17 protein-coding genes are annotated in these 14,794 nt (G+C 37.8%); all 17 read right to left on the bottom strand.

Annotated elements, in window-relative coordinates; all coding sequences use genetic code 11:
- Positions 1-3: 3 nt before the first annotated feature.
- Positions 4-864, bottom strand: a complete 861-nt coding sequence (locus AC4J95_RS10680) for a hypothetical protein (RefSeq protein WP_494549872.1) — start codon at positions 862-864, stop codon at positions 4-6.
- Between the two features lie 12 nt (positions 865-876).
- Positions 877-1,338 carry a Mov34/MPN/PAD-1 family protein gene (locus AC4J95_RS10675; RefSeq protein WP_494549871.1) on the bottom strand — a complete coding sequence of 154 codons (462 nt, stop codon included), beginning with the start codon at positions 1,336-1,338 and terminating at the stop codon, positions 877-879.
- On the bottom strand, positions 1,335-3,029 hold the full coding sequence (locus AC4J95_RS10670; RefSeq protein WP_494549870.1) for a ThiF family adenylyltransferase: 1,695 nt from the start codon (positions 3,027-3,029) through the stop codon (positions 1,335-1,337). The genes AC4J95_RS10675 and AC4J95_RS10670 overlap by 4 nt, the downstream gene beginning before the upstream one ends.
- A gap of 14 nt (positions 3,030-3,043) precedes the next feature.
- Positions 3,044-4,081, bottom strand: coding sequence for a cyclic GMP-AMP synthase DncV-like nucleotidyltransferase (locus AC4J95_RS10665; RefSeq protein WP_494549869.1), 1,038 nt, complete (start codon positions 4,079-4,081; stop codon positions 3,044-3,046).
- Between the two features lie 125 nt (positions 4,082-4,206).
- Positions 4,207-4,710 (bottom strand): antirestriction protein ArdA, encoded by a 504-nt coding sequence (locus AC4J95_RS10660; RefSeq protein WP_494549868.1) that lies wholly within the window; start codon positions 4,708-4,710, stop codon positions 4,207-4,209.
- An 11-nt stretch (positions 4,711-4,721) separates the two neighbouring features.
- Positions 4,722-4,943, bottom strand: a complete 222-nt coding sequence (locus AC4J95_RS10655; protein ID WP_002298822.1) for a hypothetical protein — start codon at positions 4,941-4,943, stop codon at positions 4,722-4,724.
- A 4-nt stretch (positions 4,944-4,947) separates the two neighbouring features.
- Positions 4,948-5,085: a DUF3789 domain-containing protein gene (locus AC4J95_RS10650; RefSeq protein WP_494549867.1), complete on the bottom strand. Its 138-nt coding sequence runs from the start codon at positions 5,083-5,085 to the stop codon at positions 4,948-4,950.
- On the bottom strand, positions 5,082-6,266 hold the full coding sequence (mobT, locus tag AC4J95_RS10645) for a MobT family relaxase (RefSeq protein WP_494549866.1): 1,185 nt from the start codon (positions 6,264-6,266) through the stop codon (positions 5,082-5,084). Before mobT ends, AC4J95_RS10650 begins: the two co-directional genes overlap by 4 nt.
- A 255-nt stretch (positions 6,267-6,521) precedes the next feature.
- Positions 6,522-6,812 (bottom strand): hypothetical protein, encoded by a 291-nt coding sequence (locus AC4J95_RS10640; protein WP_494549865.1) that lies wholly within the window; start codon positions 6,810-6,812, stop codon positions 6,522-6,524.
- On the bottom strand, positions 6,802-7,944 hold the full coding sequence (dcm, locus tag AC4J95_RS10635) for a DNA (cytosine-5-)-methyltransferase (RefSeq protein ID WP_494549864.1): 1,143 nt from the start codon (positions 7,942-7,944) through the stop codon (positions 6,802-6,804). The genes AC4J95_RS10640 and dcm overlap by 11 nt, the downstream gene beginning before the upstream one ends.
- A gap of 78 nt (positions 7,945-8,022) precedes the next feature.
- Positions 8,023-8,190, bottom strand: a complete 168-nt coding sequence (locus AC4J95_RS10630) for a hypothetical protein (protein WP_002298811.1) — start codon at positions 8,188-8,190, stop codon at positions 8,023-8,025.
- The gene (locus AC4J95_RS10625; protein ID WP_154066638.1) at positions 8,183-8,857 is read right to left on the bottom strand and encodes a zeta toxin family protein; all 675 of its coding nucleotides are present in this window, start codon (positions 8,855-8,857) and stop codon (positions 8,183-8,185) included. Before AC4J95_RS10625 ends, AC4J95_RS10630 begins: the two co-directional genes overlap by 8 nt.
- Before the next feature lie 85 nt (positions 8,858-8,942).
- Positions 8,943-10,286, bottom strand: coding sequence for an FtsK/SpoIIIE domain-containing protein (locus AC4J95_RS10620; RefSeq protein WP_494549863.1), 1,344 nt, complete (start codon positions 10,284-10,286; stop codon positions 8,943-8,945).
- Between the two features lie 69 nt (positions 10,287-10,355).
- Positions 10,356-10,691: a damage-inducible protein J gene (locus AC4J95_RS10615; protein WP_494549862.1), complete on the bottom strand. Its 336-nt coding sequence runs from the start codon at positions 10,689-10,691 to the stop codon at positions 10,356-10,358.
- A gap of 9 nt (positions 10,692-10,700) precedes the next feature.
- On the bottom strand, positions 10,701-11,075 hold the full coding sequence (locus AC4J95_RS10610) for a YdcP family protein (RefSeq protein WP_494549861.1): 375 nt from the start codon (positions 11,073-11,075) through the stop codon (positions 10,701-10,703).
- Between the two features lie 12 nt (positions 11,076-11,087).
- Entirely contained in the window at positions 11,088-11,402 is a 315-nt protein-coding gene (locus AC4J95_RS10605) for a YdcP family protein (protein WP_270344864.1), read from the bottom strand.
- A 112-nt stretch (positions 11,403-11,514) separates the two neighbouring features.
- Complete coding sequence (fss3, locus tag AC4J95_RS10600; RefSeq protein ID WP_494549860.1) at positions 11,515-14,742, bottom strand: fibrinogen-binding MSCRAMM adhesin Fss3; 3,228 nt, start codon at positions 14,740-14,742, stop codon at positions 11,515-11,517.
- Positions 14,743-14,794: the final 52 nt, after the last annotated feature.

Here is a 14,794-nt window from a genome sequence, read left to right as displayed (position 1 = left end):
CTCTTAGATAAAAATCCTATATTTCTTACTATACTGTCCTTTGCTTGCATGATTTTTTTGCATTACATAAAGTTTAAACCTACGCGATCGACCGAAAAATCTAAATGATGAATTAATAATATTGATACTATTTTGAGGGTTCGATGTTGAAGAAACAAATACATTTTTAAATTCTCTTCTTTGAATTTCATCCATTGCTTTCTTTGTTTCCAGAATCAAAGATTTATTAACTTTACGAACTCCATCTGTTGAATTTCTTCTAACAATTATCGTGGGATATGTTTGATTCTCCAGAGATAATTCACTCATTTTTATATCGTAAGTATCAATAATCAATAGATTCACAGAGTCATATTTAGCAATATCATCGAAGTTTTCTTTTTCAATACTTACTTCATCTGTTTCTTCAATGTCATAGTGATCCTGATACATATCTGGTAACACCTCTGAAAAAATTCCACTCATAACTAACTTATATTGCATGTGTATTGGAATTCCTGCGAGTTGGATCTTATCATAACCAAGAAGCGTCGCTGCTGTCCAAAATACAAAATAGAAATAGCTATAATATACATTCCCATTTGAGTTAAAAACTTTATTTGAATTTTTTTTCTTAAAAAAATTCAATAAAGATAGAATCACAATAATTGCAAATATATAGTTTACATTAAAATTAAGAGCGGTCATTACTGATTCAATAAATGGAGCTTTATTGTCTCCAAAGAAAAATATCATCCCTTCTTTACTCATTTCTTTATCAATAAAGAAGAAGGGAACTACCGGTAGAAAAAGTAACAAAAGGAGCGGTATTATTACTTTCCCCAAGAGAAATGTCCACCACCATATATTTTTTTTGGATTTCATCCAATCACTCCCTTATAATCTTATGGCTTGCTTAATATCTGACTTTTTCGACAATAGCCACATTTTCAACTCAGTAGTTCCAACAATGATAAAAACAAAAATCCTGTTCTCCTGCTGCTTTCTCACATTTAATCTCCAACCATTTTTATCGACACTAGATGGGTTTGGGATAGCTTCAGGATGAGTATGCCACTCTCCCAAACCAATAGAAAACTTATTAGAATCTATCCATTTTTTATCGGAAAGTTGTTGATGAACTTCACGATTTTTTTTAAAGAGAAACCTTTTTTGTGTATCTCCTACCTGAGGAGTTGTTACATCAGTAATTAAGATATTTCCATTTTTAAGTCTTTTTCCTTGAAGGACTCCTCCGGCTTCTGGTGAGTCATCACTCTCCTGGCGATATTGTTCAAAAGTCTGCAGAACTTCATCTCTTACTTCAATAACAATACTGTCACACGAAAACTTAATCATCTAGCCCCACCACATACTTTACAATAATCGGAATAGAATCTTTCTTCAAATCTATTAACTCCATTTAGAAAAGTATATCTGTCACTATATTGATATCCTAAATTCTCAAAAGCACTTCCCTCTCCTATCCATGAAAAAAGAGTACTTTCAGCCTTGCCATTTTGATTAACTTTATGGAACAGCTTTATTGCATTAATTGCACATTCAGTTGAGGCAATAGAACTGTACGGTATAAATTTCGAGCGACAACTTGCTAATGTTCTTTCAAAAATTTGTCCAGCTTTTACCAATGAAGCTCTATTTGGACATTTTCTTTTGGAGTCTGCGGAAGTATAAAGACAATTAAAGCAGCCTTTTTGTTTCAGAGAATAATTGACAAATAAAGTATGTCCACCAATACCATATGGTTCTAGCCAAGAATAGAAGACTTTTTGCCTACTTTGGGAAAAATGATTATTTAAAGCCAAGCTTGCCATTGTATCTCCTATACAAACAAAAACATAGTCGAACTCTTTGAAAAAATCAGGTTGTATATTAATTAAGTTTAAAACGTTCATTGACTCTACTTCAACACAAAGGTATGGAAATTTTTTTTCAAGTTCTTCTTGCATTAAATCAACTTTAAAAAAATTATTCTGAGAACGGGCATTTTTTAAACTATCTGCGCCAAGGTAATTTCGATACAGATTTTCAACTTGAAAATAATCATCGTCTATGAGTGTCATCTTTCGTACCCCTAATGGACCAAGATTTTCAGCGATTTTACTTCCAACTGATCCTACTCCAATAATAGCTATATTAGCACCTAATCCATAGTCATCTCCACTCGTTCTATTCACCAAGTATAAATCATCATGACGCTGAACTAATACAGGACTGGGCGTACCCTTGTAATCTTTCATAGATCCAGATTTCTTTGTAAAGAGAAATCCAATTATGACATTATTTAACTTTTCTTCAATTGGGATATCTAGAATGAGTAAAACACTGTGTTTACTCTTTCTTTTTTCAAGCTTTAAAAAAAATCTTTTATTTGCACCTGTTACATTTTTTTTTACTATTTGCAAAATATCTTTCTTTGACCATGCCTTATTACCCTTTGGAGGCATGATATTATTCTTATTTCTAATTGGAACATAGTATGCATCTAATCCATGAGTATCATGTTTCTCTCCGCTAAACATTCTGCTCGCTGCGTTTAGTTGTAGTTCGTTCTCTTTATCCAAAGCAACCAAAGATTTACCGTACATTATTGTATCAACTGATTTGATAAACAACTCTGGTTCACAAAGATAGAATAACAGAGTTTGATTCTCTTGTTTGTCCCAAAAAGCCACAAACTCTTTTCGAAAATCATTTCTATTTGATCCTTTCAAACCTTCTTCAATAGTTTTTATAGTTTTATTAACACACTGCAATAAAACTAATTCTGAGTTTTCTTCATCTACTAAATAATTTATATCTGAAGAAAAACAGACCAACCCATCTTTTTCTACATGTGGTAGGTAAAGTCTTAAATTATCAAAATTATGAATGTAAATCTTAGGGAGTACCAACGGAAAATGTTTTGGTACTTCAATTTTTAATCGCAACTTTCCAATTGTAGCAAATGAAAAATCCCCGTAGTAATTACCGTCGAATAAGCGCACAACATCTGTTAACTTTTCTTTTAAAATCTCAGTATAATCCAATCTTCAACACCAACCTAAGCACTCGGATAGTCTGTAACAAATGCATTTCTTAAGTTATTTTCTGTAACTTCTTCTTCTGAAATAATTAAAAAATCTTCTCCAAATTGATTATTTAATCGTTTTGTAGCATCATGCTCATCTTCGGTATCGATAGCGAAAATCAAATCATCATATAATTTAGAAAGCTTGTTTTTAAAATCACTCATCTGATTACCTGTCATTTTTGAATAGGCATCACTGTTAGGTTTCACTGGAAGAAATGCATGTAGACGATAATGCCAACCATCTGTTTCATTGTGCTCATACACAAATAAATCTTTCAGCGAAGAAACAATTTGTTTCATACATTCCATATCATTATACTGAACTTTTCCAGTTAAAAAATCGGTGGACTTCTTAACTAGGAACGCATCCATCACATTAATTGTAAGTCCAATTCCTGTTGGTTTGTATTCTTGGTTAAAATTATTATCTTTCCATCTTTTTAAATAGCGAATACATCTTCGAAATTGTTTTCGATCATCTGGATCTGCTACGTGACAATTAATTTTCTCTTTTAATACTTTGGGATCAGCCTCCTCCCAGCATCGGTTTTCGGGAGCACTGAATTCTTTTGCTTTTGCTAAAAAATAATTTTCATCTTCTCTAGCATAAACCGCAACATCAACATGCACATTTTCTTCTGTCTTTTTTCCAGTAAATGTAGCAGTTACACAAGGTACTTTTAAATTAACTTGAGCATCAGGAAAAATTTCAACTAGCGCTTCTTTTACCCACAGTTTAGGCTTCCGTGGATCTTCATAGACCATATGATCAATTTCGAAAGCAACTGCAATATCGATGTCAAAATCAATTTTTTCATCACAGCTTTTTATTCCGGTATAAACAGAATAGCTTCCCTGTAAAAAAGTTTCAAATTTCACATCATCAGGTAAGTGCTCTTTTAATCCATCAATGACTTGGTCTTTATAGTCCTTAAGTAAAGTATTGTCTTCCACATCCAATCTAATTGAATTATGAAAATTAATAAAACTTTTTTGAATATTTGCCATAATATTACCTCATTTCAAAATTAATTCTACGGTAAATATTATACCATATGCTCTTCGCCTCGCACACTATATATTGTGTTTGTGACATAATAAAAAGGTGATTCAACACCATATACAGTACATTATCACTCTGTATACTCAAAAACCCCTCGACTAGTAACCAGATAATTCCCTCCAATCTCCAAATCGCGACCACAAGCATCAAAGTCAATATATGTCTTCAAGTGTTCCGGTACTTCGCCAAAATCTCCAGATTCGGTAATTAGATAATACGCAACATCACTCATATCATTACAATCGGGATAACAGATAATGTCATCCACATGCTCCACCATTTCTTCAAAGGAATTGAAGAATGCATGTTGGATTTCTGAGGCAACTTCGCTAATTGGTGTATCTTTCAATTCTTCTGCCAAGCCACACAACCGGTTAATTTCCTCAATTGGTGTATATTCATCAATCTCGAAAGGCAACTCATAATCATGGATCGCATATTCCTCATACTCATCATTTAATCCAATCCGTTCTTTGACTTCATCAAAATCGACAGGTGGGGTAAACCACGCACCCACCAACTCACCTTCATTGTATTTCCCAAGGTTCGCAATATAAATACGCATCTGTTCCACAGTGGTTCCTCCTAAGCTCCGACAATTCGGTTAAACAAATTGAGTAGGACATCTTTCACACCAGAAGCGTTGAAAACCAATCCCACTGCAATTAAGGCAATCACCAAAAAGCCAATCAGTTTGGAAAACTCTCGCTTAAATCCTAAAAATAACCCAATGACTACAATCGCCAATAAGACTAAGGATTGGGCATTGGTTAAAAACCATTGATATAAATTTTGTCCGAAATTCATCTCGTCACTTTCCTTTCTTTTCCATTGCTCGGTCCGCAGCTGAACTAGCATTCATCAAGCACATCACGGTAACACCAAGCATACTGCCACCAAACACCAATAAAATATCTTTTACAATTCCCATCGTGATTCCTCTTCTCATATAATTAAGTCTTCAATTTCCATGCTTTGTTGCTCCAAAATCTTTTTATGCCGATCTGATAAGCGCGCATTGTGTACCATATCCTGGATGTAAGTCGTCTGATTCAATCGATCCAACTCCTTGGCCATCTTCCACGTAGGCGCTACTTGTCGCCCTAACCAGTTCAATGTTCGTTCAATGGTATACGGTTTCGGCTCAGAGGTTAATTGAATCTCTTTCCGATTCCGACCAATGAAACGCCCCCATTGTTCATTTAAGGGCCAGTTGGTTCGCCGTTTTCCTTCCACTTTATCCGCAAATCGCAAGTAACGATTGATAATGGAAAACGTGGTACTTTCAATGCTGCGACCTTTTAACAAATCCTGAATCGCATGATAGGCACGGTCATTTTTCAAGCGAATCTCAAACCGATTTTTCGTTTCAGTCTGGTCTAAAGGAATCCCGAGTTTGATATATTGTTCATAGTCTTTTTCATAGAGACAGAAATAAACCTCACTTTTGAGACTCCCAATATACAAGGTATTGCCCATGCCATCCTTTTCATCAGCTTTTAACAGTTCCCCAGAACGGTAGCTTTTAAAGGTACGGAATAAAGAGATACATTCCTCCTTCTGACATTTTTTCGTTAACTCCGGAATATCCAATAGTCCCGCTCGATCATTGATTGCCAAATCCAAGCGTTTCATCACGCCCCCAGCTTTTAGACAATCTTCGAAAAAGTCGTACCAGCTACGCTTTTGGGCGAGTAAAAAAGTTTCAAACTGTCGACAACCACGCCCTTTTAATTCTAAAAGTACTCCTTTATCTTCTTCATGAGATAACATCATCACAATATCTCCCATGACGTATTGTTCTTGATAGGAGTAAAAGGCGTAATCTTCATGGAGCATATACTCAAATTTCAAATGAAGAATCTGTTGGATAATTTTTCGTACATCCGTTGTGGGGAAACGAATCCTTACATAGTCAAACAGTAATGTCAAAGGCAAATCGGGATTGAAACTTTCCAGTTGGTCAAAAATTTTTCTCATGGTCTTTATAGAGGCAGTTACACCACCATTTTCTATCTGATTTAAATAGGGACGACTAAGCCCACAAGCCGTAGCCAATTTATTTTGTGAAACGCCATATTCGTTGCGTCGGTCTTTTAATAACCGATAATCTAAATTCCGTTGTGCCAAGTTCTCACCTCCAAATTCAAGGTGTTAACTTTTTCAAATGAGTTAACACCTATGCAAATTACTTAATATCCTTGATTCAACAAGCATTTTTAATGGTTGCTTGTTTATTTTTTGTGTTTTTGTACCCCCCTGTTAGATACGGGGGGTGAGACATCATGGCCGGCTGGCGCCGTCCATGAACAGGCACAGCACCACGGAGGATTTCTGCTTCGCAAATCCCCCGCGGTCAGCGCCTATCAGTGGTTTATTTACCTGTTACTCCGCGGTAATCCCCTCAATTTCCAGTTCTGCTTTTATCTCGAACAAGTATTGGCGGATATCAGGTTCTTTGGCAAGGTCCGCAATCCGTTCCAATTCACTGATGATTTGATTCAGCTCCATTCGATCATCGGTTTCTTCGTCCATTACATATGAATCACCAGGGACCTTCACCCCATTTTTTAGAATATCGAAATTGAGCCGGTACAGTTCTTCTTCCAATTCCGGATCTGACTGAATCTTGCCAATCACCCAGTAGATTTCTCCAATCAACTCATCATAAATCATGTGCTTTCACCTCCCTTAACCTTCTAGCAATATCAAAAATGACCGGAACTGTTACAGAGTTTCCGGCCTGTTTATACAACTGACTATCTGAATTGACTTGAGAGGCTCGGTCAAAAGCCCAATCGGGAAAGCCTTGAAGTCGCCAGCACTCCCTAGGTGTTAGCTTCCGAATCTGATACTGATCTGTGACAACCGCTTGTTGATCTCCTGTTAGTAAAGTATGCACACTTTGTTTTCCCAGACGGCCTCGGCGACTTGTGGAGTTAGGAAAAGCCAGGTTCACACTGTCCCCTGGCTTCGCTTCTTGATATTCTGTTTTATTTCTTCGAATCATAATTTTCGTTCCCCCTTGTTTCGTTGACAAGGTGGGAGCTGTTCCGGTTACCTCATAGACCCGATTTCCTTGTTCAAAATTCCCCGGCAACATACCCGCTATAGAAATTCCCTCGTTCGTGGGTAAGGCTATTTTGATTCCTTCATCACCAGTTAAGGTGGGCGCTACCCCATCTGAACCATAGACTTGGCCACCCATGCCTCGATTAGAAGGATTGATATTTACCAAGTTTCTGATGTTTTGATCAGATGTTGCAGACGATCCAATGATAGGAAATACTTGTTCGGTACATTCGTCTCGAGAATGTCCGATAAGGAAGACCCGCTCACGGTTTTGGGGAACGTAGGCCTTTGAGTTAAGCACCTGCCATTCCACATCATACCCCAATCCATCCAGCGTTCGGAGGATTGTCTCGAACGTAGCCCCTCCTTCGTGATTGAGCAATCCCCGGACGTTCTCAAGGAATAAAAACTTAGGTTGGAGAAGAGTGGCGAACCGAGCGATTTCAAAGAATAAAGTACCTCGAGTATCGGAAAATCCTTGCCGCTTTCCCGCAATTGAAAAAGCTTGGCACGGAAATCCGCCGCAAAGGATGTCCACTGGTCCGAGGGATTGAACAAACTCGTCTGATACACTTGTGATGTCATGCATTTCCACCTCCTTCCTTGTATCATGGATTGCCTTATAACTCCGCCGGGCAAATTCATCAATTTCACAAAAACCGATACACTGGTGGCCCGCTTGTTCCATACCTAAGCGAAATCCACCAATCCCGGCGAATAAATCTAAAAATGTCATACATCACCTCAGTCATTGCAAAGAAAAAAGCCAAGAACATTTTTGCTCTTGGCTCTTAAAACTATTTCAATTTCAAATTTATTTTTCTTTATCCAAACCAATCAATTCTCGTTGTTTGCGGTTGGATTCATCTGCTACAAATTTAAAGACTGTCTTCAGCTCTTTTGCAGAGGCATTCTTTTGTAGTGTAGAAAAGTTACGGTTATACTTCTCCATAATTTCTTCAACTTTTTCTTTCTCAGTCATGTAGCTCTTCCTCCAATCTTTCTTTCGTATAACTGATTGGTAATGCTAGTTCAACATTATCAATATCCATTAGAAAATCAGAAATCGTATTTTGAAAATCCTTCACTAAAATATTGATAGTTACTTTCTCTTGAAATTGTTTTTTCACCCGCATCAAATTTTTTCTCGATTGGAAAAAAGCATTGATAAAACGTTCTTTAGGAACAAAACGGCCTTCAACTTCTTCTCGCTTTTTAGTAAAGTCCCAAGCAATAAATGGATCTTGATAAACATAATAGACAAGCACATTATAATTCTTTTTGAGTGCCCGTTCAATATTTTGATTTACCTTAAAAGTTGCAAAAGTCCCATCAAGAATAAAACTATAACCCTTTTTAAGAACCAAATCGAGAGCCGCATCTACCAAAAGTGCTGATCCTCGTTGAAATTCATCTGAATTATTCCCAACATAACCTGGGAATAATTCACGAAATTTATCAGCATCGATTACACAAAGATTACTATTCAATGCCGTCAAAGTTTGTGCAGCCTCAGTCTTTCCAGCCCCAGGACTTCCAGCCATAAAAATGGCAGTCTTTTCTTCCTCTTTTTCTTTCCCATCAGTAATCGAAGAAATTAATACTTTTTTGTTCTCTTTAGCATACTGTAAAGAATAATCCTCTGTCATTTTTATTGCACCTCCTGACGCTTTCATCATTAGTTTATCATACTTTTAGTCCGATACCCTAGAAGACTAAATTTCTCTGTAGCTGTCATTTTTCTTTTGATTGCGCTACTTGTTTGATGGATTCCAAGAAACCATATCCCTTTGGAACAAGTGGTGTATAAAATTCACTAATCACACTCCCACCTGTATCTACATAGCCTCGACCTTTGATTCGTTTCGTAAAGAAGTTTTTATCAACTTCGCCATACATCATGGAATACCCAAGTTCACTCATGCGACCCAAAGCCACCCGGAAATTGAACTGATCGCGAATTCCATCTCCTAAATATTTCGCATCGGGTCTTTGACAAGCTAAAATCAGAAAGAAACCAAATTGACGACCTAACATCACGATTTGTTTGAGCTTATTTAAAATCACCGCACTCTCCTTCGTTGTTAACATTTCCATATAAGCCACGTATTCATCAAATATTAAAAAGTTTGGCGGAAGTCCAAGATAAGCATAATTCTCTCCTGTTTTGTAGTTTGGCATTTCTTTCATTGCCTTGCCACGAGCCATCATGCGTTCGTAAAAATCTTCCACACATACAGAAATTTCTTCTTTTTGGGAATAAACATGAGGCATCACTGTACTTAAATCGGCTAGGTCCGCATTTTTGGGATCTAGGATAAACAATTCTGCATCCGACTTCAATAAAGCTTGGATAATGGTGAGTAAGAAATAGGTCTTCCCACCACCTGTTCCACCAGCGATTAACATATGAGGTAAAGAATCATACGCCCATACTCGATTTTTCATCAATCGCAGAGTCCCGTTTTCTGCCACTACTTCTTCAATTCCAATTCGATTGGCAATCATATCGTATAACAAGGTGTATTCCACATAGGAGTCTTTGAGTTCCTTTTCAACTAACTCACAATACAGTCCGCTTTCTAACTTCTTTTCTAGCTTCAACAGTTGATCTTGATATTTTCCTAGTGAAATTTGAACGCGAATGGAAAGTAAGCCATCCTTCATTCGATAATAAATTTTGGGGAAGTAACTGATACTCTCTTTGGTCCGACTACTATTCAAATCTTTGAAAAAACCTTCACTTTGAGTTTGTTTCACTTCATACCAATGGTTTTCTAGAATCATTCGGGCTAGCTTTTGTCGATGCCATAAACTTCGCCAATGATCAGGAAAAAAATGAATATAAAGTAACATCATAGCTCCTGAAAGAGCGAGACTTCCAAGCAGACATACTAAATCTTTCATGGACCAAACGATTTCACTAGTGGAAAATGATAGCTTGGAAATATCAATTTGTCTAAGCTCTTGAAAATAAATGACACCCATACAACCGATGAACAAAGCAATTAGCCAGCCAAGAACAAAGTGATAAACCAAATGCTGATCTCCTGCGCGTATGCGATGTCCTTTGTACATTTTGATGGTTTCCACCTCCAGTCGAAAAAGCCCAATAGGATTTCATTGGGCAATTTTAAAAAAGTTATGCTAGTCATTTACTGCTACGGAGAGTTGTTTTGTTTCAACCAATTGCGTTAAGAAACCTTCAATGGCATCCGGCATCTCCACACCAATTTCTTCTAAAACTGATTCTGCTTGACGACATAAACTTTCATTGACTTCGACAACCATAAAGAAAGACTCTTCTTCATCCAACCATTTTAGTACGTCAAAATCTTCCTCATCGGTTTCAAAAAAATCCTGATTCATAATAAGAAATACTTTTTCGCCTATCGTCAAATCCTCGTTGACTTGTTCTTTGGTTAGTTCTCCTTTGCCATAACGATCGAGACAATCTAAAATATGTTCAACATTAATTTCCATTCTTTTCACCTATTTCTTTCCTTCATTTTGGTTCGTAGGATTTCCTTGATTCGGTTGCCGTTTCAAGACTAAATCATCTGCCTTAATGAACCAATTGACAGTGGTTCCTTCTCGAAAAAGATAATTGGCAACGGTATCCACGATTGGATTGACCAGCTCTACCTCTGCATCATAAGCAAACTCGCGTAGGGGCACATTTGCCGGAATACTAACTTGAATCATTCGACCTTGCGCGGAGGATTTCAAATTATAGGTTCGTTCTTTTACCTCGTTACTAACCGTTCCGTCCTCATTTTGCTTGCGTACTTCTCGACGTAATGCGGAAAACCGCAACTTCCCAAAGGTTAATCCTGAATCTACGACAATACCTTCTGTTAATCTCATCTTCTTTTCCTCCTATGCTTTCACTAAATCATCGACATACAACACGTAATCGGTAAACCCACGATTCTCAATTTCATAGCCTTTGGCAACCAAATGGGGATTCACGGCTTTTAGTGGTTGGTCTTGGTCAAAATCCTTTTCGCCGGCTTCCGCAGCTACCACCACTTCAATATCATCAGCCCGTTGTTTACTGGAATACAAATGATAACTGCGGCCAACCATCGTAGTATTCCGACCATATCCTTCTTTTAAAACTTCTCCTTCTCCGGCATAACTTATCTTTCCAAAGGTTTCGGCCATATCTGGCACAACAAATTTCAATTCCATCTTTTTTTCCTCTTTTCATTGTTAGTTTTGGATACAAAAATAGCGCGACCACTTTTTTAGGAGGCGGTCGCGCACGTTGGTTCTTCCTATTTACTTGTTTCATCTCATCACCTTAGTTCCGGCGATTCCAGAAATAATAGCCCGCCGTCGCAAAGATCAAGGTAAAACCAATGAACAGTAGCACATTGGAATTTTTCTCCCCGGTTTGAGGGAATGTCTTCACTGTAGGACTAGATTCTTGAGAGCCACTTGGAACCGTTGGTGTTTCCGGTTGTTCTGGTGTACTTGGTGTTGTCGGAACTTCTTTTGGAGTTAAGGTTTGAGATTTTTCTTTCAAATCTTCATTGTGTTTTCCATTGATGTTTCCATCTTTGTCGTAGTTATTTTCTTTAAAGGTAAAACTTGTACCTTCTGGAAACTTTCCAGTGTCTACTTTTTCCGCAAGCACGGTTTTGGTAAATTCTTTGTCATTCACTTCGTAATCAATTTTGCCAGATTTCCAAATTTCTTTGTTCGTGCCATCTGGTAATAAGGCGTACAGAATTGTTTCGAAAGCTTCTTTTGAGCCATCCAGTACATCATGGGTAATGGACACATCATCAAACATATCTACCACGTCACCATGAGTGAAAGTTTGCGAACCGTCTTCTAAGTGGGCTTTTGTTTGGATGGAAACATGACGCTCCACCGTACAATTGACAGTTTGGGCTTGGTTATTCAAACTAGCATCCTTCGCTACTGGCTCATCGCCTGCTTTAAAGGCTTCCTTATTTTCATACACATAGTTGAATAAGACGATGGTTTTATCCAAAACTTGTTCGGCGGTTAATTTATGCAGAATTTCCCAAGTTCCTGTTTTTTCTTTGTTCGCCAAGGTGGCCGTTGTTTCCGCAATCACGACTGGTTTGGCATTTTCATCTTTTTCTTGAGCAGCTTTTGTGGCTTCTACATCAATGGCTTGCGCTACCACATACCAGTCTTCTTTGATTTCATGCAAGTTATAGCTCAACTTATCAATTAGCTCGGTAGAATCAAGGCTAGTCAATTCTTTGTCCCCGTCTTTCCAAGTCGCAAGGGAAGTCAAACTATCTTCTTCCTCAGGCAAATCATAAAGCATCAAACGATTCAAACTAACGGAAAATTCGTTGTTCGTCAGTTTCTCGTAAGGAACGGTCACCGTCTTAATCGGTTGTTTTTGTCCCTTTTCGGTAATGGTGAAGACATACTCACTCTTGGCGTAATCCTCTTTATTTTCTTTAAAAGTAGAACGGATTTCTAATGGTGTAATCTTTTGAAATCCTTCTGGGGCTTCTACTTCTTCAAGTAAATAATCCCCATAAGGAAGATTTTCAAACTTGCCATAGCCATCAAAACCTAGTTGCTCGTTATAAGCTGTGGTCGCTTCATCTTCAGCGCCTGTGATTTCATTGGTTCCTTCCAATGGCGATACTTTAAAAGTCAGATCATTGAAGCCAGTTTCGGCAGTTCCCGTAGCTGATTCGGCGAATTTGAAGAAATCAAACCCAAAGCGAATCACTTGTTCTTTTGCCGTAACATCTCGGGTAATCACAGCATTTTTTTCGCTATCATCCACCTTTTTGATGGAAACAGGATACTTCGTTTCATCCAAAGAATATCCTTCAGGTGCTTTGGTTTCTTGCCAGTAATACTCGTTAATCGCCAGATGTTTAACGGCAACTTGATTCTTTTCATCTAAAGTCAAAGTCATCGTTTCATCAGAAGCTTTCGTTCCTTTCACTAATTCTGGCTTAAAAGACTCACTCCATTTAACAGCTTGACTATCTTTTGCAGTAAAGAGAGTATATTCAGCTCCTTTAAACTCAGCTTTCCCTTGAGTTTCATTACCGGTATCTTTGTCTTCTTTTGTCAAAGTGGTTTCACCAGTGATTTCTTGGTTTTGCCCTTTTACGTTACTGGTCACAAGGGCTACCGTTTGATTGGCATACTTTAATTCGACTTTTACGGGTTTGAAAGTATTCACGAAGCCGTTAGATGCTTTGATTTCGGTCACGTAATAGGTTCCTAATTCCAACGCGTTAGCAATCTCTTTTGGAGTTTCTGCATGGCCTTTTTCATCCGTGATTATTTCTTGAACGATTTCACCAGTTGGGCTATCTTTGCGAATAGCAAATGTATTGCCAGCTAAAGAATAATCGTCGTTCCAAAGATCATTTCCTGTTTCAACTCCGGTTTTATCCAGAATGATTTGACCTTTTTCTCGCGTATTTTTTGAAGTCACGGAAATGGTTTCACCTGCTTTAATCGTGGCAGTCATAGGTGTGGTATCAATCGTATAAGGCGCCGGCACTGATTTTTCAGTAATGGTTACCTTTGTACCATGAGGAATCCCATCCAATGTCGCAATACCTTCTTTGTCAGTAGTCACGTCTTTTGTAGGCAAAGTTTTTCCAAAGTCTAAATGGAAAACCGTTCCCGGTACAACATCACCTGATTCTTTATCGACTTTTTTAATCTTTAAAGAACCCTCCGTTTCCACATCAATTTTGATCGTGTAAGTGTTCGGTTTATCAATCGCCCCAGCCATCAGGGTTTGTTGACCAGCCATCTTATAAGCAACCGGTGTTCCAGTTCCAACAGATTTCTTAAGTGTCAACACACCGCTTTCTTTTGAATTGGCATTCGGTGTGATGACCAATTGATTGTCATTAACACGATAATCAATATTTGCGGTATTTTCTACAACCTCATCGAATTCTGACAAATTCAAATTATTTGTATCCGTTACAGTAGTTGATTGACCTAACACTGTTTTAGCCGTGCTATTATGGAAGCTTGGTTTCTTCTGATAGTCCGCGATTGCTTTGTTAATTTTTGCCTCAATAGCTGCAATATTTACGGCACTACCATCCGAACGTTTGATTGAGTGAAGGGTGTAGCCGTTAACTTCTTGCCAGATCATCTTCTGTGCCACAATATGAGTATCTACATCTGTGCCGGCTTTTTTCCATAAAACGGAAACTAATTTGGCTTTCTCCGGCATATCAGGCAATGGATTTTTCTCATACCCAGGAGTGAACTCATTATAAATTGGAACTCCTGGTTCAATACAGAAAATATCTTGTTTCACGCCATTGTAGATAGCATAATGTGGAACAGTGACCTCTGACATTTGGTGTCCATCACTGAAAGTTCCTTCGACAGCATACTGATGTGCTAAATCAAGTTCCACGGTTACCGTTTGTGGATGAGTAATTTCATCGGCCAGAGCAATCGTAGGACCAATTGATCCGCCAATTGTTTGACTTAATAGAGCTAAAGTCGCAAATAATCGCCAATTTTTAAATCTCGGCTTTTTCATATAAATAATCTCCTTTCCCATTTGGGTAATAAAAAAGAGACACCCATCTCTG

This window comes from Enterococcus sp. GPZ-007, from assembly GCF_059374735.1.
The sequence above is the reverse complement of the archived record's forward strand: the minus strand, read 5'-3'. Positions and strand labels throughout refer to the sequence as shown.

Coding starts and splice junctions, on each gene's coding strand:
- AC4J95_RS10680 (WP_494549872.1), bottom strand. CDS start 864: ATGAAATCCAAAAAAAATATATGGTGGTGGACATTTCTCTTGGGGAAA.
- AC4J95_RS10675 (WP_494549871.1), bottom strand. CDS start 1,338: ATGATTAAGTTTTCGTGTGACAGTATTGTTATTGAAGTAAGAGATGAA.
- AC4J95_RS10665 (WP_494549869.1), bottom strand. CDS start 4,081: ATGGCAAATATTCAAAAAAGTTTTATTAATTTTCATAATTCAATTAGA.
- AC4J95_RS10655 (WP_002298822.1), bottom strand. CDS start 4,943: ATGAATTTCGGACAAAATTTATATCAATGGTTTTTAACCAATGCCCAA.
- AC4J95_RS10650 (WP_494549867.1), bottom strand. CDS start 5,085: ATGAGAAGAGGAATCACGATGGGAATTGTAAAAGATATTTTATTGGTG.
- AC4J95_RS10640 (WP_494549865.1), bottom strand. CDS start 6,812: ATGATTTATGATGAGTTGATTGGAGAAATCTACTGGGTGATTGGCAAG.
- dcm (WP_494549864.1), bottom strand. CDS start 7,944: ATGACATTTTTAGATTTATTCGCCGGGATTGGTGGATTTCGCTTAGGT.
- AC4J95_RS10630 (WP_002298811.1), bottom strand. CDS start 8,190: ATGACTGAGAAAGAAAAAGTTGAAGAAATTATGGAGAAGTATAACCGT.
- AC4J95_RS10625 (WP_154066638.1), bottom strand. CDS start 8,857: ATGACAGAGGATTATTCTTTACAGTATGCTAAAGAGAACAAAAAAGTA.
- AC4J95_RS10620 (WP_494549863.1), bottom strand. CDS start 10,286: ATGTACAAAGGACATCGCATACGCGCAGGAGATCAGCATTTGGTTTAT.
- AC4J95_RS10615 (WP_494549862.1), bottom strand. CDS start 10,691: ATGGAAATTAATGTTGAACATATTTTAGATTGTCTCGATCGTTATGGC.
- AC4J95_RS10610 (WP_494549861.1), bottom strand. CDS start 11,075: ATGAGATTAACAGAAGGTATTGTCGTAGATTCAGGATTAACCTTTGGG.
- AC4J95_RS10605 (WP_270344864.1), bottom strand. CDS start 11,402: ATGGAATTGAAATTTGTTGTGCCAGATATGGCCGAAACCTTTGGAAAG.
- fss3 (WP_494549860.1), bottom strand. CDS start 14,742: ATGAAAAAGCCGAGATTTAAAAATTGGCGATTATTTGCGACTTTAGCT.